Below are 21,977 nucleotides of genomic sequence, written 5' to 3' on the forward strand. Positions count from 1 at the left end.
CGGCCAGGTTTCTGAAGAAAAAGCCGGTCGGCTGAAAATTTTTTCTGGCCGCTCACTCGGGCTGGTGGCAGACCGCTTCGATGTTGTTGCTATCGGGGTCGATCACGAAAGGATGAACCAGACGTCGGCCTTTTTGCCGTCGGGCTCGGTGGCGTCCGGGTAGGCCAGACCGAGGATGTTGGAGCCGTGGTTCCCTTCAAAGCAGCCGCTGTAACCCAGCGGCGCCAGGGCCGCGTTGTAAGAGGCCTTGGCCTTGGCAATATCAGCCACGCGAAAAATCATGTGATTGAGCATGTGTAGGTCCTTGCGTGGGCGTGGTGTGCAAGATGGCACCACAGAGATGCACATGCATACGCTGACAGGCGCATACGCATGTGTTCCAACCATACCTACCGGGTATGAAGAGAGAGCCAATCGATATTGGACAGGCTCCGGAGCGGGGGAGAAGATCACCGCCGTCATCGAGGTGCACCGCACCCGAGAGGAACAAAACAACCCCCGGAGACAAGACATGCACACAGACATTTCCCGTCGCACCCTGCTCAAGTCTGCCTCGCTTGCGCTGGCCACTGCGCCTGCGCTGCGCCCCGCCTTCGCTCAGAGCGGCAGCACTATCAAGATCGGCTATGTGAGCCCGCAGACCGGCCCGCTGGCCGCGTTCGCCGAGCCCGACAAGTTCACGCTGGAGCAGTTGAAGAAGGCCACGGCCGGTGGGATCACCATCGGGGGCAAGAAGTACGCCGTCGAGGTCGTCTACAAGGACTCGCAGTCCAACCCCAATAAGGCCGGCAACGCCGCCGCCGAGCTGATCACCCGCGACAAGGTCGACCTCGTGGTGGCCTCGTCCACGCCCGCCACCACCAACCCGGTGGCCGATCAGTGCGAGCTCAACAGCGTGCCCTGCATCACCAACGACACGCCCTGGCAACCCCACTTCTTCGGTCGCAAGGGCAACCCGAAAGTGGGCTTCGAATGGACCTACCACTTCTTCTGGGGCCTGGAAGACGTGATCGGTGGCCTGACGTCGGCGTGGTCCCAGCTGGACACCAACAAAACCATGGGCGCACTCTGGCCCAACGACGAAGACGGCAACGCCTGGGGTGACGCCAAGCTGGGCTTCCCCTACGCGCTGGCACAGAAGGGCTTCAAGCTCATCGACCGCGGCCGCTTCCAGTCGCCGATCAACGACTTCTCGTCCTTCATCTCGGAGTTCAAGAAGAACAACGTCGAGATCGTCTCCGGTGTGCTGCCGCCGCCGGACTTTGCGAACTTCTGGAACCAGGCGGGCCAGCAGGGCTTTCGCCCCAAGATCGTGACCGTGCCCAAGGCCACCGAGTTTCCGGCCGCCATCTCGGCCTTCGGCGACCGCGCCGACGGCCTGACCGTCGAGGTCTGGTGGAGCCCAAATCACCCGTTCAGCTCGTCGATGACGGGTCAGACCTCGAAGCAACTGGCCGAGGCCTACACCGCCGCCACCGGCCGCCCCTGGACCATGCCGCTGGGCTTCAAGCAGTCGCTGTTTGAAGTGGCGCTGGATGCGCTCAAGCGCTCCGCCGACCGCTCGCCCGAGGCCATCCGCGATGCCATCGCATCGACCAACCTGAACACCGTGGTCGGCCCGGTGAATTTCAAGAAAGGGCCGGTGCCCAACATCAGCAAGACGCCGCTGGTGGTGGGCCAGTGGAAGAAGGCTGGCAAGGGCATGGAACTGCTCGTGGTCGACAACTCGCTGGCACCGAACATTCCCAAGCAGGCCGCACTCCAAGCGATCAAATACGCCTGAGCGGGGCCGAAAGACCACGTGAGTTCCACGCCGCTCCTGACGTTGGAGGCGGTCAGCAAGCGCTATGGCGCGCTGACCGTCACCGACAACATTTCGCTCTCCGTGCACCGTGGTGAAACCCTGGGCATCCTCGGTCCGAATGGTGCGGGCAAGACCACGCTGTTCAACCTGATCTCGGGCGATGTGCGCGCCGACGCGGGACGCATCGCTTACGAAGACCGAGACATCACGGCGCTCAAACCGCACCAGCGCTGCCGCGCCGGCATCGGCCGCAGCTACCAGGTGCCGCAGCCCTTCGGGCACATGAGCGTGTTCGAAAACCTGGTCACGGCCGCCTGCTTCGGTGGACAGCAGCCGGAGAAAGAGGCGTGGCACACGGCCGTCGAAGTGCTGGAAAAAACCGGCCTGAAGGTGCACGCCAACCAGCCGGCCGGCGGCCTCACCCTGCTCAACCGCAAGCGGCTGGAGCTGGCGCGTGCACTGGCCACCAGACCCTCGCTGCTGCTGCTCGACGAAATCGCCGGTGGCCTGACCGAACATGAAGCGCAGGAGCTGGTGGACGAACTGCGCCGCATCAAGGCCGAGGGCGTGACCATGGTCTGGATCGAACACGTGGTGCACGCGCTGCTCTCCATCGCCGACCGCCTGTTCGTCATCAACTTCGGCGCGAAGCTGGCCGAGGGCTTGCCGCAGGACGTGATGAACGACCCCGAAGTCCAACGGGTGTACATGGGCATGGAAGCATGAACATGTCCGAGCAGATCCTCCAGACCCAAAACCTGCAAGCCTTCTACGGCGACGCGCAGGCGCTGTTCGGCATTCACTTCGCGCTGCACCGCTCCGAGGTGGTCGCCATCATCGGCGCCAACGGCGCCGGCAAGAGCACCTTTCTGAAAGCGCTCACCGGCCTGGTCAAGGCGCCGGCCGACGCGGTGCGCTTCAAGGGCCAGGCCATCGGCGGCGCCCACCCCGGCGACATCGTGCGCCAGGGAATGGCCCTGGTGCCCGAAGGCCGGCGGCTGTTTGCCTCGCTCTCGGTCGAAGAGAACCTGCTCATGGGCGCCACGCCGGGCCGGCCGGGGCCGTGGACGCTGGAGAGGCTCTACGCCATGTTCCCCGTCCTGAAAGAAAAACGCCGCAACCCCTCGGGCGCGTTGTCTGGCGGGCAGCAGCAGATGGTGTCCATCGGCCGCGCGCTCATGAGCAACCCCGAGGTGCTGCTGTGCGACGAACTCTCGCTGGGCCTCGCACCCGTCGTCATCCAGGAGATCTACGCCGCGCTGCCCGCGATCACCGCCGACGGCATGAGCCTGGTCATCGTCGAGCAAGACGTGAGCCTGGCCCAGCGCGTCTCTCAGCGCCTCTACTGCTTGCAAGAAGGCCGCGTGTCGCTCGAAGGTGACAGCCAGGCCGTCACGCGCGAGCAGATCAGCCAGGCCTATTTCGGCCTTTGAAGGCGAGCGAGTGAACCCGTGAACGACCATGTTTGAAACCCTCATCCAGGGGCTGCTGCTCGGTGGCCTGTACGCCCTGTTTGCGCTCGGCCTGTCGATCATGTTTGGCGTCATGCGCCTGACCAACATCGCGCAGGGCGACTTCATCGTGCTCGCAGCCTTTGTGGCGGTGGCGCTGGCCGCGCAACTGGGCAGCGGCATCGGCCTCACGCTGCTCCTGCTGCTGCCGGCCGGCTTCCTGATCGGCCACCAGCTGCAAACCCATCTGCTCAACCGCACCATGGGCAAAGACCCGCTGCCCTCGCTGGTGGTGACTTTCGGGCTGTCCATCGTGATCCAGAACGCGCTGCAGGAAGTCTTTTCCGCCGACCCGCGTTCGCTCGACTCCGGCGGCCTGAACACCGCCAGCTTTGCGCTCGGCGACATGAGCATCGGCGTGCTGCCGCTGCTGATCTTTGCTGCTGCCGTGGCCTGCACGGTGGGCCTGCAGTGGCTGTTTGCCCGCACGGCGCTGGGGCGCTCGTTCCGCGCGGTGTCCGACGACCCCGAGATCGCCGAACTCATGGGCCTGAAGTCGTGGCGGGTCTACGCCATGGCCACCGGCATCGCCTTCGCGCTGATCGCGCTGGCCGGCTGGTTCCAGGTGCTGCGCACAACGGTCGCGCCCACCGACGGGCCGATGCTGCTGCTGTTCGCGTTCGAGGCCGTGATCATCGGCGGCATGGGCTCCTTCTGGGGCACCTTCATCGGCGCCATGGTGCTGGGGCTCACGCAGCAAATCGGCTTCACCATCGATCCCGGCTGGGGCTTGTGGCTGGGACACATGGTGTTCCTGGCCGTGCTGGTGGTTCGCCCGCAGGGGCTGTTTCCGAAAACGCGGGGTTGAGCACGATGGACGTTCAGGTGATCCGCAGCACGCGGGCGAGCAATGCGGCGCTGGTGCTCGCGCTGGTGTGGGTGGTGTTTGCGGCCACGCTGCCGCTGTGGGGCGAGTCGTCGTGGAAGCGAGAGATGGTGGAGTTCTCCTGCTACTTCATCTTCGCGATGATGTGGAACCTGCTCGCCGGCTACGGCGGCATGGTCTCCGTAGGTCAACAGGCCTTCTTCGGCCTCGGCGGCTATGCGCTGCTGGTGCTGGCCGACATCGCGGGCCTCAACCCATTCGTTTCGGTGGTGATCGCGGCGCTGCTGGTGGCGCTGGTCGCGGTGCCGGTGTCGTGGATCGCGTTCCGTTTGCAAGGCGGCTATTTCGCGGTCGGCACCTGGGTGATCGCCGAGGTGTTCCGCCTCACGATCGCCAACGTCCCGGCGGTGGGCGGCGGCTCGGGCACCAGCATCACCGCCTTGCGCGGCATCAGCCGCGCCATGCGCGAAAACGTCACCTACTGGATGGCGCTGGCCTGCGTCATCGCCTGCATCGGCGGCGTCTACCTGTTCCTGCGCAGCAAGGAAGGCCTGGCGCTGCAGGCGATCCGCGACAACGAGGTAGCCGCCGAGAGCCAGGGCATTGCGGTCGGCCGCATGAAGCTGGTGGTGTACGTGGTCGCGGCGCTGGGCTGCGGCCTGGCCGGCGCGCTGTATTTCGTCGGGAATGTGCGCATCAGCCCCGACGCCGCCTTCGGCGTCAACTGGACCGCCTTCGCCATCTTCATCGTCGTCATCGGCGGCATAGGCCGCATCGAGGGGCCGATCATCGGCGCGGTGATTTTCTGGCTGCTCAACAAGTTCTTCGCCGACTACGGCACCTGGTACCAGCTCGGCCTGGGCGTACTCGCCATTGCCGTCACGCTGCTGTTCCGCCAGGGGCTGTGGGGCTGGGTGCAGGGCAAGACCGGGCTGACGCTGTTCCCGACGCAGCGGCTGTTGAAAGTGGAGCTGTGACGGAGGGGGCGGCGCCGACGTGCCGCATCCTGTTAACGCGGTGAGGTCCATGACAACTTGGAAGACGTCGCGCGGCTGGCGAGGTCGGTCGAGTCGGCCACCAATGAAATGGCTCGGCCGCTGGCGGCAGTTTTCCCCGAATTACTCAGGGTCCAGCTGAAGGCTGATTTCTGCCGGTGACCTAGCACGCCTGAATGTCGGCAGCCGAGGTCACCTGTCATTCAAGGAGGGAAGGGTCGAACGACCGCTGCACCTCCGTCACCGGCTTCTCAACACATGTCAACCCCGGTTGCATAGAGTGATACGTGGATTTCGCGTGTGCACTGCCCTCAGTGTTTCACAGTGTGAGGGTCCTTACTTCTTGACCCCGTCTTCACATGATTGTCTAGCGCAGCGATGAAGAACAGCATGGACTCTGCGTACGTGGTCGTGGCTTCACCGTGCAGATCGGTGTAGCTCGCGCAGACGGCTCTCAAGCGTGCCAACGTCCAGACCCGTGAAGTCCGCGTCGTGGGACCATTGAAGTCGGTAGGCCACACCCCGGTTCAGGCAGGCCTTGGTTTCGCTCAGGAGCGGGCCGGGGGCGATCAGCCAGAAGGTCTCATATTCGCCATCGACCGCACCTTCCTCCAGCCGCTTGGCCAGTTCAATGGCGAAATGGTGCAGCACCTTCTTGTGGGTGCTCGTGTGCGGCTCGAAGTGAACGACTGCGCTGCTGTTGTCATTGCTCCCATGGCCCTGGCGTTCGCGTTCGAGCTCGTTGTCTTTGAGGCGTCCCGCGGGAAAGTCGAAGGTCTCCACTGCCAACAGCGGATCGCCCACGCTGGCGCGACTGAAGAAACGGGCCATGGACCCGTTCGCGACCAAAATCCAATGCTTTTTCATGATGGCTGCTTTCAATTCAAGGTCACAAAATCTAGTGCCGAAAAAACCGTAACCCATTGAGTTCGCTCAATGCGGACACGCAAGCCCTGGCGACGACAAGGGGCTGTGTGCGCCAATCTGCAGGGGCATTGAGCAGGCTCAATCCAGCCAGGTGATCTCCCGCCCAGACTGAAAAAGCGTTGCACGCATGCAGCGAATTTCTTGGAGCTGACATGGGCACTATTTTTCTGAAACGATCACTGCCGGTTCTGATGACTTCCTTGGCGCTGACGGCGTGCCAGACGCCGGTGACGCAGGAGCAAAGCGGCATGGTGATCGGTGGCCTGCTTGGTGGTGTGGTCGGTTCGCAGTTCGGTCAGGGCAGTGGCCGCACGGCCGCCGTCATCCTGGGCACTCTCACTGGTGTGGCCGTGGGTGGCGCCGTGGGCCGTTCGATGGCCGAGCGCGACAGGTACATGACTGCCCAGACGCTGGAAACGGTACGGACTGGCGTTTCCAGCCAGTGGGTCAATCCCGACACCGGCTACCGCTACACCGTGGTGCCCACACGCACCTACGGCAGCGACGAAGGCCCCTGTCGCGAATACCAGGTGAACGCGGTGATTGGTGGCCGCGTAGAGCAGATGGTGGGCACAGCCTGCCGGCAGGCGGATGGCAGCTGGCGCGCCCAACCCTGACGTTCGGTGGTACCAGAAACCAGTCACCGTCGGAAGGAAGTCAACCATGAACCGCATCCTGGTCGTCCATTACTCCCGAACCGGCCACACCGACCTCGTGGCCAGACAGATCGCTGCCCGCTGCCATGCCGACATCGAGCGCATTGAGGAACTCACGAGCCGCGATGGTGTGTTGGGCTACCTGCGTTCGGCCATGGAGGCGATCCTGGGCCTGCAACCTCCCATCAAACGTGGACGCCTCCGCCCGGGTGACTACGACCTGGTGATCGTGGGCACACCGGTGTGGTTCTGGTCCGTGTCCAGCCCCGTTCGCAGCTGGCTGCATCGCCACCACCGTGCGCTGGGCAACGTGGCGGTGTTTTGCACCTGCGGTGGTTCTGGCCACGCCAAGGTGCTGGACGACCTGGAACGCTTGTGCGGTCATCCCGCTCTGGCCAGGATCGCATTGACCGAGCGGGCGGTAGATCATTGCCAGCAAGACCCGGCGTTTCAACGCTTCCTGCGCGAACTCAAGCGGGTTCGTTCTGCCTCCGTCCCGCCGCGCGCCGTGCAGGATCAGGCTCCCGCCTGAAGCGCCTTGAAAGTCGCGCCGCTGGTTTGTCTTGCCATGTTGATGTCGGGCGCATTCGCCCAGCCGATAGTGGTCGAGCGCAACGAGCAGGTATTCGGTTCCTCGGTTCGGACCGCAACAACAGTGAATGGCGACTTTTCAGCGTTGGGCGGGCGCGTTGTGCTGGACCGGGCAGTCGCTGATGACGCCTTGCTATTGGGCGGTGCGGTCGATGTGCTTGCTCCTGTGGGCGAAGATTTGCGCGCAGTCGGCGGTGATGTCTCTGTCGAGAGTTCGGTCGGCGGCGACGTGTTGGCAGCCGCAGGCACCCTCAGACTGACCAACGCCGCGCAGGTGGGCGGCCGGGCCGACCTTGCCGGGGGCGATGTGCTGATTGGCGGCCGGGTGGTCGGTTCGTTGAATGTGCGCGCGCGTCGACTGGTGCTCAACGGGCCGGTGGGCGGCGACGTGCAGGCCTCCGTGGAAGAGCTTGAGCTCGGATCAAAGGCCCGGGTGGGCGGTGGACTGAGCTACACAGCATCAACCTTCACGCAGGACCCGGCCGCCGTGGTCACCGGTCCGCTGCAGCGCATCGAGCGGCAAAACATGCACGAAGACAGGCGGCCCGCGCTGAGTGGATGGTGGCTGCTGATGCCGCTGTCCATGGGTCTTCTCGGTGTGTTTGCCCTGGCCGGCGTGATGCTGTTCGTGTTTTCCCGTTTTGCTGTTCAGGCGGCGCAACATATCGAAACCGGGCCGTGGCGTACCTTGGGACTGGGCGCGGTGTTGCTGCTGGCCCTGCCAGTGTTGTCGCTGTTGCTGTTTTTCACGCTCCTGGGCATTCCACTGGGATTGTTGATCATGGCCATGTACCCGCCGTTGCTGCTGCTGGGCTGGTTGATCGGTGTTCTGTATGCGGCGCGCTGGCTGTCAACACATGCCTCGCCGGCCAACGCCACAGGCTTGGTGGTTCCCTATGGCTGGATGGCCGTGGTCGGGGTCGTCCTGTTGGTGGTGAGCGCAGTGCCCCTGGTGGGGCCAATGCTGGTAACAGCCACCATGGCCGCCGGCCTGGGTGCCTGCGTGCTGGAGTGGCGCCGCCGACTGGTCAGTCGATCCGAAGGCGCAGCGTGAGCAGGAAACACAGCGCGCCTCCGGTGTACACCCTCGAAGCCTGGGCAGCTCCCTGAAAGTGACAGCCAAGTCACATGCCGCCGGGTTGACATGCTGGCAGATCTGTCGCTTGGGGTTTTCAGAGCGGTGGGCCTTGTGAAATGCTGGGTTCCGATTGAGCAGCCTCAATGGGTGCAGATGGGGTGGGACCTAGCATGAATGCCTGTTCGCACGGATTCCCTGTGCGGGCCCTAGCCAAACCACCACAGGAGCCACACCATGAACACACTCCAGAGAACACTTCTTGCGCTTGCCATTGCATGCTGCGGTGGCGCCGCGATGGCCCAGTCTGCTGTTTACGATCCGGGCAAGCAGGAGTTTTCTGAAAACTGCGCCAGTTGTCACGGTCTCGACGGCAAAGGCAATGGACCGTTGGGCGAATTGCTGCGCAAGAGCCCTCCCGATCTGACGCAGCTGGCGAAGCAGAACAAGGGTGTTTTGCCCATCAACCGGTTGTACGCAGTGGTGGACGGCGCAGGCGTACCCAGCCACGGTTCACGCGATATGCCCGTGTGGGGTCGTGAATATCAAATCGAGGGTGCGCAGCAGATGCGCGAGGCGCGAGGCCGCTACGACTCAGCTGAACTGGTGCGGGCTCGCATCTTGGTCCTCCTTGAATACATCAGCCGCATCCAGACAACTTGATCCCAACCCTGCGGCAGCAGTAAAGCCGTCTGTGAATTTCTGCTGAAGACAGAGACATGAACCATTCAGAGCTTCTCCAGCGCAGGGCAGTCATGGTGGAGCGGCATGTGATGGGCCGCAACGTGCGTGCCGAGAGCGTGCTCGACGCGATGCGTGAAGTGCCGCGCGAGGAGTTCGCGCCCAAGGTTTTGCTGGAGTTCGCGTTTGACGATGTGGCGCTGCCCATTAGCGGGGGCCTGTTGTTGCCGCGCCCGAGCGAGGTGGGCGTTGTGCTCGCCGCGCTGGGCCTCAAGGCGAAAGACAGAGTGCTTGAGATCGGGACAGGCGTGGGGTATGTGACGGCGCTGCTGTCGCGCCTGTGCGCGAGCGTGTACAGCGTCGAGCCACAGGGACCGGCCGCGCTGGCGGCCACTTCCACGCTCGCACGCCTGGGTTGCCACAACGTGCATGTGCGTCACGACAGCGGGACCGAAGGCTGGCCGGAAGAAGCGCCGTTCGATGCGATCGTGGTGCATGCCCGTTCCCGCCACGTTCCCCAGATGTTGAAAGACCAGTTGTCAGAGGGCGGCAGGCTCGTCATGACCCTGGGCGATGACCCCGAGGTGGGGGAGCTGGTTCGGGTGACGCGCTTGCGGGGCAACCAGTTCCGTGTGGAGGACATGGCAGACATCGGAGCTGAACTGGTGCTGGGTGAAACGCCGCATGTGGGCGCGCACGCCGGCGCCATGTGGCGCATGCATGTCGGAACGGCGAAGGGCAAAGGGACCGCTGTTGCTGACGCAACGCTGGCAGCCCAAGTGGCAGCGGTGGCCGAACGCTTCGACTCGGTGGACTCGGCCGAGTTGGAACCTCTGCTGCAGCGCGTGGGCGATGCGCGTGTCGTGTTGCTGGGCGAGGCCACGCACGGCACATCGGACTTCTACCGCATGCGCGAGCGCATCACGCGCGAACTGATCACTCGAAAGGGCTTTTCGTTTGTCGCCATCGAGGGCGACTGGCCCGATGCGGCACAGATTGATCGGCATGTGCGAGGGGGATCGACGACGGACGAAGCCTGGTCCGGGTTTGCCCGGTTCCCCACCTGGATGTGGCGCAACGAGGAAGTGCGTGGCTTTGTCGATTGGCTGCGCGAGCACAACAGACAGGCTGCGCAGCCGGTGGCATTCCACGGGCTCGATCTCTACAGCCTGTACAGCTCCATCGACGCCGTGTTGGCCTACCTGGACCGTGTGGATCCGCCCACGGCGCAGGTCGCCCGGCAGCGCTACGGATGCCTCACGCCCTGGCAGTCCGATCCCGCCAGCTACGGGCTGGCGGCACTGACCACACGCTACCGAAGCTGCGAACAAGACGTCGTGAAGATGCTGGTGGACTTGCAGCAGAAAAGCCCGGTCTACATCGGCCAGGATGGTGAACGCCTGCTGGACGCTCTGCAAAATGCCCGTGTCGTCAGCCAGGCCGAGCGCTATTACCGCACCATGTATTACGGCTCGCGCGTGGCCTGGAATCTGCGTGACAGCCACATGTTCTCGACCCTGCAGCACCTGCTGTCCTTCCATGGCGCGGACAGCAAGGCCGTGGTGTGGGCGCACAACTCGCACGTCGGTGATTCGGCGGCCACCGAGATGTCGCTGCGCCAGGAGTTCAACCTGGGGCACCTTTGTCGCCAGGCGTTTGGCGCATCGGCCTGCCTGGTGGGTTTTGGTACCCATGGTGGCACCGTGGCCGCCTCGAGCGAGTGGGATGGGCCTATGGAGGTGAAGGCCGTTCGCCCGGCGCTGCCTGGCAGCTACGAACACCTGTTTCATGCCAGCGGTGTCGAGCGATTTGTGCTGCCGCTGCGTGAACAGGCGGGGACAAAAGCCATGGTGGATGGCTTGGCTGTTCCCCGGATGGAGCGCGCCATCGGGGTGATCTACCGCCCAGACACAGAGCGCCAGAGCCATTATTTCGACGCCGTGTTGCCGCGCCAGTTTGACGAATACATCTGGCTCAACGAAACCCGTGCGGTGACGCCGTTGCCGACCAAGGTGCGCGAGGGCTTGGCCGATACCTACCCTTTTGGCGTGTGACCACACTGCCCGGCGTGACCAACGCCACCATCGCCCAGGCGCTGGCCGAAATGGCCGCGTTGCTCGAAGCCCAGGGCGACAACCCCTTTCGTGTGGCGGCCTACCAGCGCGCCAGCGAGACCGTGGCCCAGCTGGGGACTTCCCTGCGGGAGATCCATCGCGGCGGCGGTGTGGCCGCGCTGGACGCGCTGCCGGGCGTTGGCCAGCGGATCGCGGCCGCGATCGTGGAAATGTTGGAGACAGGTCATTGGCAGCAGCTGGAACGCTTGCGCGGCAGTTCGGACACGGAGGCCCTGTTTCGCACCATCCCGGGCGTCGGTCCCGATCTGGCCATGCGCCTGCACGAGGCACTGGGCGTGGACACACTGGAGGCGCTGGAAGGCGCAGCCCGCGCTGGCCGGCTGGAAGCCGTCGAAGGCATAGGCCCACGCCGTGCGGCCGCCATTGGCGCGGCCCTGACGCAGATGCTCGATCGCAGGCGCACTCGGCGCCAGGGTGGTCTGTCGCGCGGTCTGACAGGGGCGGAGCCGCCGGTGGCGCTGCTGCTGCAGGTGGACCGCGAATACCGCGCCGCCGCCGAGGCCGACAAGTTGCCCAAGATCGCGCCCAAGCGCTTCAACCCGGAGAACCGTGCCTGGCTGCCGGTGCTGCACGCCAACAAATCCGGCTGGCATTTCACCGCGCTGTACTCCAACACGGCGCGTGCCCACGAGCTGGACCGCACCCACGACTGGGTGGTGATTTATGCCGAGGACGAGGCGCATCACGAACACCCCTGCACCGTGGTCACCGCAGGGCGGGGCGCCTTGGTCGGGAAGCGGGTGGTGCGTGGTCGCGAGATCGAATGCCGGCAGTGGTACGCGCAGGCCGCAGCCTGAGGGGCTCAAGGCAGCCTGGTGCCCAGGGCGTGTGTCTGCCGCGCCGTTAGAAAGTGACCACCCGCGCCAACACGGCGCCGTGCGCAAAACGATCACCCGTGGGAACCAGAATGGTTTCCAGAACGCCGTCGTGGGGAGCAACCAGTTCGAGCGACTGGTGCAGCAAGCGCACCCGCGCGATCGGCTGCCCTGCGCGCACATGATCCCCTTCCGATGCCAGCCAGCCCTCGACGCGGGCACCATCACCCGCTTCCAGGCTCTCCCACAACAAAGGGTCCAGGACCACATCACCCATCATCGGTACGCCCTTCTTAAAAGACGGCAACTCTGCGCCGTGGTTTCCTTGCCCAAACCACAAGCATTCACTCTACCCACGGTGATCGGACGCCGGATTGACACCGCTCAACGGGTCGCAGGGTAGTGGGGTTCGATTGAGCACACTCAATGCCGCCGCCATCGGCCCCGCGCACACTGACGTTGCCGATGTTTCCCTGGGTGATACCCGAGAGCAACGGCCAGATGGGGATTCCCCCTGATGGGGGATTTTCATGGTGTGTTTCCCACACCATGGAAGGATGAAGGCAACCTCAGACCGGTGGAGCCCGAGAGGGTATCGCCGGGGACCTTCACCATGGCCCGCCCTCCGAAAGGACGGCGGGCCATCTTTATTTCAACCCGTCTGGCCATCCAGCAGAAAGGTCGAACATGAAATCCGATGCGCAACTCAAGAAGGACGTGGAAGCTGAACTCGAATGGGACCCCTCCATCAACGCGGCCGAGGTGGGTGTGGCGGTGAAGGATGGGGTCGTGACGCTCTCTGGCCATCTGAACACCTTGGCGGAGAAACACGAGGTGGAGAAGGTGGTGCAGCGCGTGGCTGGCGTGCGCGCCGTGGCGGTCGAGCTCGACGTCAAGCTGACCGCCGGCAGCGCGCGCAGCGATTCGGAAATCGCCCACGCGGTGGAGACGGCTTTCAAATGGCACAGCTCGGTGCCGGCCAACCGGATCCAGGTGAAGGTCGAGAAGGGCTGGGTCACGCTCGCTGGCGAAGTCGACTGGGAATACCAGCGCGCGGCCGCGGCCAATCTGGTGCGGCCCTTGATCGGGGTGATGGGCATTGACAACAACATCGTCCTCAAGCGCCGAACCACACCGGACAACATCGAAAAACGCATCCGGGACGCCTTGACCCGTCAGGCCGAGCGCGAGGCCAAAGGCATCGAAGTGCAGGTCCTGGACTCCACCGTGGTGCTGCGTGGTTCGGTGCATTCACTGGCCGAGCGGGTGGCCGCACAGGGCGCAGCCTGGTCTGCACCAGGCATCACGCGGGTCGACAACGAGTTGCGCATCAGCCCCTGACGGGCAGCGGTCAGTGCGCGCTCGTTGAGCAAGCTCAATGGCGCCCGGCCGCCAGCGTCGCAACATCGTTTCCCGGTTGGCGCTTCGCCTTCCGCTGTCCTGGGTTCGTGAACTCAGGCCCCTCATTTCCACTGAGCCACAGGAGCATCACCATGAACGAACTTCGCACCCTGGACCCTTTTGCCCTCGATCCCTTTGACGACACGTTCCGCTCGCTCATGCGCCCATGGCGCTTTGAGATGCCGGAAACCGCACCGCGCATCAAGATCGATCTCTCGGAGCAGGACGGCAGCTACGCCGTCAAAGCCGAGATTCCCGGCGTGAAGAAAGACGACATCGACGTGCGCGTCGATGGCAACACGGTCACCATCAGTGCCGAGGTGAAGTCCGACAAAGAAGAAAAGGGCAACGGTGGACGCGTGCTGCGCCGTGAGCGCCAGGAGGGCTATGCCAGCCGCAGCTTCACCCTGGCCTGCCCGGTGGACGAGGGCAAGGTTGAGGCCAGCTACAAGGACGGCATCCTGGCGCTGACCCTGCCCAAGAAGGCCGACACCTCCAGCAAACGCATCGCGATCCAGTGACGCCATGAACACACTGACCGCACCCTGGCGCCACGGCGCGCAGCAAGCCTGGGCTTCACTGGCAGCGGGTTGGCGCGACCTGCGCCACCGTGCCGGCGGGGCGCTCACCCGTTTTCGCCGCAAAGATGCCGCCGGACGCGAGGACGAGGCTGGGTGGGGCTTGGTATCCGCCGATCTGCGTGTGGAAGACGACCGCATCATCGTGCGCATGGAGTTGCCCGGCATGAACCGGGAAGACCTGCAGATCGACATCGACGGCGACCAGCTCAGTGTGTCGGGGGAGAAACACTTTGAGCAGGAGAGTGGCGATGGCAGCTACCGTCTGCTGCAGTGTGCCTATGGCAGCTTTCGGCGCGATCTGATCCTGCCGCACATCGTCGATGCTGAGCGCACGCAGGCCCGATACCGCAACGGCGTGTTGCGCATCGACATGCCGCGTAGCGACCGCGGTCGACGCATCCCCGTGCGTGCGGCCGACTGACGCCAGACAGCAGCGCCCGGCAGCCGCCGCCACGAACCCGGCGGTGGACCGAGGGATACCCCATGAACGAAGAATCCAACCCCTTGCCTTGTGACAACCCGCTGCCGGACGATGTGGTGGCGCTGTTGCCCATGCGCAATCTGGTGCTCTTTCCCCACGTGCTGGCGCCTGTGGCTCTGGGGCGGCCGAAGTCGGTCGCTGCCCTGCAGCAGGCGGTGGCCTGCGAGGCGCCTGTGGGGCTGGTGCTGCAGAAGGATGCCCAGGAAGACGACCCGGGGTTGTCGGGCCTGTGCAGCGTGGGCACGCTGGCCACGGTGCTGCAGCACAAGCTGGCCGACGACGGCCAGGCCCACGCCGTGTGCCAGGGGCTGCAGCGCATGCGGATCGTCGAGCTGGTGGAGGGATATCCTTTCCTGGCCGCGCGCATCGAGCGGCTGGCGGACACCGGTGAGGATTCGACAGAGTCCGAGGCCATGGCGATCCAGCTGCGAGAACGCGGCACGGAGATCCTGTCGCTGCTGCCGGGCGTGCCGGCCGAGCTGGCGCATTTGCTGCAGGGCACCCGTTCTCCCTCGCAACTGGTCGATCTGGCGGCCAGCCTGCTGGACTCGGAACTGCCCGAAAAGCAGGCGCTGCTGGAAACGCTGTCCACCGAAGAGCGCCTGGGCACCGTGCTGAAGATCGTGAGCCACCGGCTGGAGGTGTTGCGGCTGTCGCGCGAGATCGGTGCCCGCACCAAAGAACAACTGGACGACCGACAGCGCCGCATCCTGCTGGAAGAGCAGTTGCGCACCATCAAGAAGGCGCTCGGCGAGAACGGCGAGGGCGCGCGCGAGATGGCCAGTCTCGGTGAGGCCATCTCCGCCGCGCACATGCCGCCCGAGGTGGAAGCCCATGTGCGCAAGGAGTTGCAGCGGCTGGAGCGCATGCACGATGCGGCCGGCGAAGCCTCGACCCTGCGCACCTGGATCGAGTGGATGACCGAGATGCCTTGGGCGGAACCGGAGGAACGGGTGATCGACCTGGCCGCCGCGCGGCAGACGCTGGAGAACGACCACTTCGGTCTGGCGCGCGCCAAGCAACGCATCGTCGAGTACCTGGCGGTCAAGAAACTCAACCCGAAGGGGCGTGCGCCGATCCTGTGCTTCGTGGGGCCGCCGGGCGTGGGAAAGACTTCGCTCGGCCAGAGCGTGGCGCGGGCCATCGGGCGGCCCTTTGTGCGGGTCTCTCTCGGCGGGGTACACGACGAAGCCGAATTGCGCGGCCACCGCCGCACCTACGTGGGCGCGATGCCCGGCAACATCGTCCAGGGCCTGCGCAAGGCGGGCGCGCGCGACGGCGTGATGATGCTCGACGAGATCGACAAGATGTCGGCCAGCCTGCACGGTGATCCCTACGCCGCCCTGCTGGAGGTGCTGGATCCGGAGCAGAACACGACCTTCCGCGACAACTACCTGGGCGTGCCGTTTGACTTGAGCCGGGTGTTGTTCATAGCCACCGCCAACGTCATCGACTCTCTCCCACCGCCCGTGCGCGACCGCATGGAGGTGATCGAACTGCCCGGCTACACGCTGGAAGACAAGCTGCAGATCGCACAGCGCTACCTGCTCGGGCGCCAGTTGCAGGCCTGTGGTCTGCGGGCCGACCAGTGCGAACTGACCGAGGCCGCGCTGCACGCGATGGCCACAGGCTACACGCGAGAGGCTGGCGTGCGCCAGTTCGAACGCGAGATCGGTCGCGTGATGCGCGCGGTCGCGCTGCGCGTGGCCGAAGGCAGCGACACGCAGGTGCGGGTCGATGCCGCCGATCTCGAGGCCTTGCTGGGGCCGCCCACGGTGGAGCACGATGTGGCCCTGCGCAGCAGCCTGGCCGGGGTCGCCACTGGACTGGCCTGGACGCCGGCGGGCGGCGACATCCTGTTCATCGAGGCCACCCGGGTGGCGGGCAGCGGGCGGCTGATCCTCACCGGGCAGCTGGGCGATGTGATGAAGGAAAGCGCCCAGGCCGCGCTGACGCTGGTGAAGTCGCGTGCGCCCGGCCTCGGCCTGGCGTCGGCGCTCTTCGAGCATGTCGATGTGCACGTTCACGTGCCCGCGGGGGCGATTCCCAAGGACGGACCCAGTGCGGGTGTGGCGATGTTCATCGCACTGGCTTCCTTGTTCAGCGACCGGCCGGTGCGCCACGATCTCGCCATGACGGGCGAAATCAGCCTGCGCGGCCTGGTGCTGCCGGTGGGCGGCATCAAGGAGAAGGTGCTGGCCGCACAACGGGCCGGGCTGCGCGAAGTGATGCTGCCTGCACGCAACCGAAAAGACCTGCACGACGTTCCCGAGAGCACACGCCAGGCATTGCACTTCACGTGGCTGGAGACGGTGGACGACGCCGTTGCTGCCGCGTTGGGCGTGCGTGCACGGGCTCAAGAAGGTGATTTCAAACTGATCTGACGTGCGGCCGCACCGGTTGCAGCTTGGCCGATGCCCAGATAGACCGGGTCGGATGCAACACAACGCGATCTTTCCAAAGCAGGGCGACCTGATCGGCTGAAGTCTGGGTCCCTGGCACCCACCCGCCCATGGCCGCTTTGGCGGCCAGCGAGTCGTCCAAGCCGTGACCGTGCTCACGGCCCCGTTTCTCATAGAGCTCGTAGGCCGCTTCGCAGATGCGCGTCTCGCGGGAAAGCCCGGGCCCGTAATCGACAGACTGTGCTTGGCCTTCGCCCGAGGCCACGACCGCCAGCGGTGGCAGCTTGTTCGACGCGCATCAATTGTCAAAGTTGGGTGGTTGCTCTTTCGGAGAACCACCACTTGTTCTTCTGGTTCGATACCGTCAGTCCAGGTGATGAGGAAGCGGTCGGTGACGCGACGCCAGCCGGAGCGCGAAAGCCCAATGGACCGCAGTACCTCATGCAGTTGCCATCCGGCCCAGCGGCGGTCGCAATGCCCAGCATCCGCTTTGTTGCTGTCAGCATGAGCACGCCTGACAGCCACCACTGTCGGCAATCGCTGGCATTGGCGACTTTGGTTGAGCCGTTCGCTAGGCGGCTTGATGTGTAGGCGGGGCAGTGCCTATCGGGCGCTGCGTCACGGACGCTGAACAGCGACCTCAATCGACCAAGCGGCCCCCGTTGAAAACACCGCCGATAGCCGCCCACCCACCTCCAGCGCACAAGCCGCCGTCAACCCACCTGTGATCACCAGATCACCCGCCTCGAGACGCCGGTCCATGGCGGCCAGTTCCCGCGCCAGCCGCGCCACCGCGTCCAGCGGGTGGCCGTCGGCGTCGGCGCCCACGCCCTGGCCCAGCGTGCGGCTGCCGTCGTGCAGGCGCACCGCCACGGTGTCGAGCGCCATCAGGTCGGTCACCGGCAGGCGCGGCCCGACGGCGACCTGGCCGGCGGACGAGTTGTCGGCGGTGTTCTGTTCGAGGTTGAAGCGGTAGCCGGTCCAGGTGGAGTGCACGACTTCGAGGCAGGCGTAGGCGCCTTCCACGACCGCGGCCACGGTGTGGCGGTCGACGGGCGCGTGCCGCGCGTCGAGCGCGGTCTTCAGGCGCAGCCCGATTTCGGGTTCGACCCGCGGCTGCACCAGGCGCTCATGCACCGCGTCGCCCGAGCCGAGCAGCATCCAGTCGGTCAGCGGCCCGATGTTGGGCCGGTCAATGCCCATCTGGCGGCGCATCACCTCCGAGGTGTAGCCCAGCTTCCACCCGACCACGCGCTCGCCGGCGGCCAGGCGCAGGCCGAGCAGCGCGCGCTGGATGGCGTAAGCGGTGGCGAGGTCGGGTGTGCCGATGGTGGCTTCGGCGTCCAGCGTGCGTCCGGCCTGACGGGCGGCCCAGATCGCTTCGGCGAGTTGGGCGGTTGTCTGGTTCATGGGGTGCTCCGCCTGGAAGGGGTTGGGGGTGGGGGCGCGCAAGCTAGGACAGGTCGGGCGCGCCCAGCACCTCAAAACCTTTTCCGATCAGGGCTTCGATGCCGAGCGCGATGCCGATCAGCCGCGCTTCGGCGCGCGGCGGCCCCATCAGATGCAGACCCACCGGCATCCGGTTAGTGTCGAGGCCCACGGGCATGGTCAGCGCGCACCAGCCGAACAGGTTGCTGATGGCGGTGTTGCGCATGGCCTTCATGTTGGCCGGCGCGTAGCTCTCCACCGTGTCGATGTCGGCCAGCCGCGGCGGGGAGGCGGGCACGGTGGGCGTGAGCAGGACGTCGACGTCGTTGAACACCTGAGCCGCGCCCGCGCCGCAGCGCTGCAGCACGGACTTGCGCCGCAGGTACTTGACGGAAGACACCTGCTCGGCCCAGCGCACGCGGTCGCGCACCACCGGGTCCAGCCGCTCCACTTTGTGCGGGAAGTGCAGGTCGAGGTAGGCCGCGAGTTCGGACGCCGCCAGGCCGCCGCGGCGGAAGATGTCGAAGGCTTCTTCGCAGTGCGGCAGCGTGAGACGGACCACCTGTGCGCCGGCCTGGGCGAGGCGCTCGATGGCCGCTTCCACGGCGGCGGCGATGCTGGGGTCGATGTCGTCCCAGAAGTGGTTCGTCGGCACCCCGACGCGCAGGCCTTGCAGGCGCGCGGGGGCGGGCGCGGGCAGGCCCTGGCTCTCGGGGTCGAGGGCGGCGAAGGCGTAGGCCAGGTCCTCCACCGTGCGGGTGAGCAGCCCCGCGGTGTCGAGCGAGGACGACAGGGGCACGATGCCCTCGAGCGGCCAGCGCCCCACGGTGGTTTTCAGCCCCACCTGCCCGGTCATGGACGCGGGCACGCGCACCGAACCGGCGGTGTCTGTGCCGAGCGCCAGCAGGGCGCTGCCCTGCACCAGCGAGACGCCCGCGCCCGCGCTGGACCCTCCCGGCACGCGGTGCTCGCGGGGCGACCAGGGGTTCCAAGGCGTGCCCCAGTGGGCGTTGACGCCGAGGCCGCCGAACGCGAACTCGACCGTGTGTGTCTTGCCGACCACGATGCCCAGCTGCCGCTGCAGCCGCGCAACGAGCGGGCCGGCCGCCTGCCAGGCTTCGGGAAGGGCCTCGTCGCTGCCCGCGAACACCGGCAGACCCGGCACGCCGTACAGGTCCTTCACCGACACCGGCAGGCCCATCAAAGGCCCCAGGTCCATGCCCTGGTCCAGCAGGGTGTCGACCGCTTCGGCGGCGCTGCGGGCGCGCGCGCCGTCCCAGGTCTTGTAGGCGTTGAGCCGGGGTTCGGTGCGCGCGTGGTTCTGCGCGCAGGCATCCACCAGCGCCACCGCCGTCAGCTCACGGCGGCGCAGGCGGGAGGCGTGTTCGGCCAGCGAAAGGTGGGCAGCGTTCAAGGGCCTTCTCCTCGGGGTGTGTGGTGAACAGGGTGTGCCCCATTGTCACCAACCGGCCGCGGCGGCCTCCGCCTGGGTCAGCGCCCGAGGTCCTTCGCCGACACCCCCGCGATGCCCCAGTTTTCCTTAGGCATCTCGTGGATCCAGACGCGGATCGCTTCCTTGGGCGCCCCCACCGCTTCCTGCAGGGCTGCGGTGACCTTTTCGATCACGGCCTTCTTCTGCTCGGGCGTGCGGCCTTCGAGCATGTAGATCTGTGCGAATGGCATGGTGTCTCCTCAGGCGGCCTTCTTCTGCAGGCGGGCGTCGCGTTCACGCGCCATGGTCATGGCGGTGTCTTCGATCATGTCTTCCTGGCCGCCGACCATCTTCTTGCGGCCGAGCTCGACCAGGATGTCGCGCGCCGACAGGCCGTACTTGACGGCGGCGCGCTTGGCGAACAGCAGGAAACTGCCGTACACGCCGGCGTAGCCGAGGGTGAGCGCGTCGCGGTCGATGCGGATCGGGAAGTCCATGATGGGCGTGACCAGGTCTTCCGCCACGTCCTGGATCTTCCAGACGTCCACGCCGGTGCTCACGCCCATGCGGTCGAGCACGGCCACCAGCACTTCCATGGGCGTGTTGCCCGCGCCCGCGCCCAGGCCGGCGGCCGCGGCGTCGATGCGGGTGGCACCGCATTCGATGGCGGCGACCGAGTTGGCCACGCCCATGGCCAGGTTGTGGTGGCCGTGGAAGCCCAGCTCGGTCTCGGGCTTGAGGGCGTCGCGCACGGCCTGCAGCCGGGCCTTCACGTCGGCGGGCAGCATGTAGCCGGCCGAGTCGGTGATGTAGATGCAGTTGGCGCCGTAGCCTTCCATCAGCTTGGCCTGTTTCACCAGGCCTTCGGGGCTGTTCATGTGGGCCATCATCAGGAAGCCGACAGTGTCCATGTCGAGCTGGCGCGCGTAGGTGATGTGCTGCTCGCTCACGTCGGCCTCGGTGCAGTGCGTGGCCACGCGGATGGTGTGCACGCCCAGGCCGTGCGCCATCTTGAGGTGGTCGACGGTGCCGATGCCGGGCAGCAGCAGGGCCGACACCTTGGCTTGCTTCATCAGCGGGATCACGGTGCCCAGGTACTCCTCGTCGGAGTGGGCCGGGAAGCCGTAGTTGACGCTGGAGCCGCCCAGGCCGTCGCCGTGGGTCACCTCGATCAGCGGCACGCCGGCGGCGTCCAGGCCGCAGGCGATGCTCTTCATTTGGTCGAGCGTCATCAGGTGGCGCTTGGGGTGCATCCCGTCGCGCAGGGTCATGTCGTGCAGGGTGATCTTCTTTTGGCTCATGGTCTTCTCCTTCAGGCGGCCACAGGTTCGAGCACCAGCTCGCCCTTGAGAATTTCTTCGGCAAACATCTCGGCTGTGCGCGCGGCGGCAGCGGTCATGATGTCCAGGTTGCCGGCGTACTTGGGCAGGTAGTCGCCCAGGCCTTCGACCTCCATGTAGACCGAGACGCGGTTGCCGTCGAAGACCGGGCCGTTGACCAGCTTGTAGCCCGGCACGTACTTCTGCACTTCCTTGATCATGTCGTGGACCGACTTCGTGATCGCGGCCTGGTCGGGCGTGCCTTCGGTCAGGCAGTGCACCGTGTCGCGCATGATCAGCGGCGGCTCGGCCGGGTTGATCACGATGATGGCCTTGCCCTTCTTCGCGCCGCCCACCTTCTCGACCGCGCCGGCCGTGGTGCGGGTGAACTCGTCGATGTTCTTGCGCGTGCCGGGGCCGACCGATTTGCTTGAGACGGTGGCGACGATCTCGCCGTAGGCCACCGGCTGCACGCGGCTGACCGCATAGACCATGGGAATGGTCGCCTGGCCGCCGCAGGTGACCATGTTCACGTTCATCTCGCGCTGGCCGACATGCTGCTTCAGGTTGACCGGCGGCACGCAGTAGGGACCGATGGCCGCGGGCGTGAGGTCGATCATCATCGCGCCCTGCGCGTTGACCTTGCGCGAGTTCTCGACGTGCACGTAGGCGCTGGTCGCGTCAAAGACGATCTGCACGCCGTCGGCCTTCATGTGCGGAATCAGGCCGTCCACGCCGTCGGCGGTGGTCTTGATGCCCATCTCCTTGGCGCGCTTGAGGCCGTCGGAGTTAGGGTCGATGCCGACCATCCAGACGGGTTCGAGCACCGGGCTGCGCTGCAGCTTGGCCAGCAGGTCGGTGCCAATGTTGCCGGGCCCGATGAGGGCGCACTTGATCTTCTTGCTCATGGGTTTCCT

Annotated in this window: 24 protein-coding genes; 15 read left to right on the forward strand and 9 right to left on the reverse strand. The window is 65.7% G+C overall.

Annotated features, from left to right (window positions below):
• Window positions 1-102: 102 nt before the first annotated feature.
• The gene (locus F3K02_RS17590; RefSeq protein ID WP_246309569.1) at window positions 103-294 is read right to left on the reverse strand and encodes a VOC family protein; all 192 of its coding nucleotides are present in this window, start codon (window positions 292-294) and stop codon (window positions 103-105) included.
• 217 nt (window positions 295-511) lie between these two features.
• On the opposite strand from F3K02_RS17590, the gene F3K02_RS17595 reads away from it, so the two are divergent.
• The 5 genes from F3K02_RS17595 to F3K02_RS17615 are packed head-to-tail and all read left to right on the forward strand — an operon-like array spanning window position 512 to window position 5,118.
• Entirely contained in the window at window positions 512-1,783 is a 1,272-nt protein-coding gene (locus F3K02_RS17595; RefSeq protein ID WP_177136937.1) for an ABC transporter substrate-binding protein, read from the forward strand.
• Window positions 1,784-1,801: 18 nt separating this feature from the next.
• A complete protein-coding gene (locus F3K02_RS17600) occupies window positions 1,802-2,530 on the forward strand; it encodes an ATP-binding cassette domain-containing protein (protein WP_177136938.1) in 729 nt (242 codons plus the stop codon).
• Window positions 2,527-3,237, forward strand: coding sequence for an ABC transporter ATP-binding protein (locus F3K02_RS17605; RefSeq protein ID WP_177136939.1), 711 nt, complete (start codon window positions 2,527-2,529; stop codon window positions 3,235-3,237). The genes F3K02_RS17600 and F3K02_RS17605 overlap by 4 nt, the downstream gene beginning before the upstream one ends.
• A 28-nt stretch (window positions 3,238-3,265) precedes the next feature.
• Window positions 3,266-4,123, forward strand: a complete 858-nt coding sequence (locus F3K02_RS17610; RefSeq protein ID WP_177136940.1) for a branched-chain amino acid ABC transporter permease — start codon at window positions 3,266-3,268, stop codon at window positions 4,121-4,123.
• 5 nt (window positions 4,124-4,128) lie between these two features.
• A complete protein-coding gene (locus tag F3K02_RS17615) occupies window positions 4,129-5,118 on the forward strand; it encodes a branched-chain amino acid ABC transporter permease (RefSeq protein WP_177137536.1) in 990 nt (329 codons plus the stop codon).
• 435 nt (window positions 5,119-5,553) lie between these two features.
• On the opposite strand, the gene F3K02_RS17620 is transcribed toward F3K02_RS17615, so the two are convergent.
• Window positions 5,554-6,060, reverse strand: a complete 507-nt coding sequence (locus tag F3K02_RS17620; protein ID WP_177136941.1) for a host attachment protein — start codon at window positions 6,058-6,060, stop codon at window positions 5,554-5,556.
• A 194-nt stretch (window positions 6,061-6,254) separates the two neighbouring features.
• Between F3K02_RS17620 and F3K02_RS17625 the strand changes: the two genes are divergently transcribed.
• The 6 genes from F3K02_RS17625 to F3K02_RS17650 all read left to right on the forward strand — a co-directional run bounded on the left by F3K02_RS17625 (window position 6,255) and on the right by F3K02_RS17650 (window position 11,998).
• On the forward strand, window positions 6,255-6,680 hold the full coding sequence (locus F3K02_RS17625; RefSeq protein WP_177136942.1) for a glycine zipper 2TM domain-containing protein: 426 nt from the start codon (window positions 6,255-6,257) through the stop codon (window positions 6,678-6,680).
• A 46-nt stretch (window positions 6,681-6,726) separates the two neighbouring features.
• The gene (locus tag F3K02_RS17630; protein ID WP_177136943.1) at window positions 6,727-7,251 is read left to right on the forward strand and encodes a flavodoxin family protein; all 525 of its coding nucleotides are present in this window, start codon (window positions 6,727-6,729) and stop codon (window positions 7,249-7,251) included.
• Between the two features lie 6 nt (window positions 7,252-7,257).
• A complete protein-coding gene (locus F3K02_RS17635) occupies window positions 7,258-8,364 on the forward strand; it encodes a DUF8173 domain-containing protein (protein ID WP_177136944.1) in 1,107 nt (368 codons plus the stop codon).
• 258 nt (window positions 8,365-8,622) lie between these two features.
• Entirely contained in the window at window positions 8,623-9,048 is a 426-nt protein-coding gene (locus F3K02_RS17640; protein WP_177136945.1) for a c-type cytochrome, read from the forward strand.
• 56 nt (window positions 9,049-9,104) lie between these two features.
• A complete protein-coding gene (locus F3K02_RS17645) occupies window positions 9,105-11,120 on the forward strand; it encodes an erythromycin esterase family protein (protein ID WP_177136946.1) in 2,016 nt (671 codons plus the stop codon).
• Window positions 11,117-11,998, forward strand: a complete 882-nt coding sequence (locus tag F3K02_RS17650) for a helix-hairpin-helix domain-containing protein (protein ID WP_343067103.1) — start codon at window positions 11,117-11,119, stop codon at window positions 11,996-11,998. Before F3K02_RS17645 ends, F3K02_RS17650 begins: the two co-directional genes overlap by 4 nt.
• A gap of 46 nt (window positions 11,999-12,044) precedes the next feature.
• Here the strand turns inward: F3K02_RS17650 and F3K02_RS17655 are convergent, their stop codons facing one another.
• Complete coding sequence (locus F3K02_RS17655) at window positions 12,045-12,296, reverse strand: lipoyl domain-containing protein (protein ID WP_177136947.1); 252 nt, start codon at window positions 12,294-12,296, stop codon at window positions 12,045-12,047.
• 407 nt (window positions 12,297-12,703) lie between these two features.
• Here F3K02_RS17655 and F3K02_RS17660 point away from each other — a divergent pair, with 407 nt between their 5' ends.
• The 4 genes from F3K02_RS17660 (at window position 12,704) to lon (ending at window position 16,863) form a co-directional block, all read left to right on the forward strand.
• Window positions 12,704-13,357 carry a BON domain-containing protein gene (locus tag F3K02_RS17660; protein WP_177136948.1) on the forward strand — a complete coding sequence of 218 codons (654 nt, stop codon included), beginning with the start codon at window positions 12,704-12,706 and terminating at the stop codon, window positions 13,355-13,357.
• 152 nt (window positions 13,358-13,509) lie between these two features.
• Window positions 13,510-13,938 (forward strand): Hsp20/alpha crystallin family protein, encoded by a 429-nt coding sequence (locus tag F3K02_RS17665; RefSeq protein ID WP_177136949.1) that lies wholly within the window; start codon window positions 13,510-13,512, stop codon window positions 13,936-13,938.
• Window positions 13,939-13,942: 4 nt separating this feature from the next.
• A complete protein-coding gene (locus tag F3K02_RS17670; protein ID WP_177136950.1) occupies window positions 13,943-14,419 on the forward strand; it encodes an Hsp20/alpha crystallin family protein in 477 nt (158 codons plus the stop codon).
• A gap of 62 nt (window positions 14,420-14,481) precedes the next feature.
• Complete coding sequence (lon, locus tag F3K02_RS17675; RefSeq protein ID WP_177136951.1) at window positions 14,482-16,863, forward strand: endopeptidase La; 2,382 nt, start codon at window positions 14,482-14,484, stop codon at window positions 16,861-16,863.
• On the opposite strand, the gene F3K02_RS28005 is transcribed toward lon, so the two are convergent.
• The 6 genes from F3K02_RS28005 to F3K02_RS17705 form a co-directional block, all read right to left on the reverse strand.
• Entirely contained in the window at window positions 16,850-17,146 is a 297-nt protein-coding gene (locus F3K02_RS28005; protein WP_177136952.1) for a DUF2934 domain-containing protein, read from the reverse strand. The genes lon and F3K02_RS28005 overlap by 14 nt on opposite strands.
• Before the next feature lie 353 nt (window positions 17,147-17,499).
• Entirely contained in the window at window positions 17,500-18,291 is a 792-nt protein-coding gene (locus tag F3K02_RS17685) for a 2-keto-4-pentenoate hydratase (protein ID WP_177136953.1), read from the reverse strand.
• A gap of 43 nt (window positions 18,292-18,334) precedes the next feature.
• The gene (locus tag F3K02_RS17690) at window positions 18,335-19,723 is read right to left on the reverse strand and encodes an amidase (protein WP_177136954.1); all 1,389 of its coding nucleotides are present in this window, start codon (window positions 19,721-19,723) and stop codon (window positions 18,335-18,337) included.
• A 77-nt stretch (window positions 19,724-19,800) separates the two neighbouring features.
• Window positions 19,801-19,992 carry a 2-hydroxymuconate tautomerase gene (locus tag F3K02_RS17695; RefSeq protein WP_177136955.1) on the reverse strand — a complete coding sequence of 64 codons (192 nt, stop codon included), beginning with the start codon at window positions 19,990-19,992 and terminating at the stop codon, window positions 19,801-19,803.
• Between the two features lie 9 nt (window positions 19,993-20,001).
• A complete protein-coding gene (gene dmpG, locus F3K02_RS17700) occupies window positions 20,002-21,042 on the reverse strand; it encodes a 4-hydroxy-2-oxovalerate aldolase (protein ID WP_177136956.1) in 1,041 nt (346 codons plus the stop codon).
• Window positions 21,043-21,053: 11 nt separating this feature from the next.
• On the reverse strand, window positions 21,054-21,968 hold the full coding sequence (locus F3K02_RS17705; protein WP_177136957.1) for an acetaldehyde dehydrogenase (acetylating): 915 nt from the start codon (window positions 21,966-21,968) through the stop codon (window positions 21,054-21,056).
• Window positions 21,969-21,977 lie beyond the last annotated feature (9 nt).

The organism is Hydrogenophaga aromaticivorans (assembly GCF_013387465.1).
In the GTDB taxonomy this organism is placed as follows: Bacteria; Pseudomonadota; Gammaproteobacteria; order Burkholderiales; family Burkholderiaceae_C; genus Hydrogenophaga; species Hydrogenophaga aromaticivorans.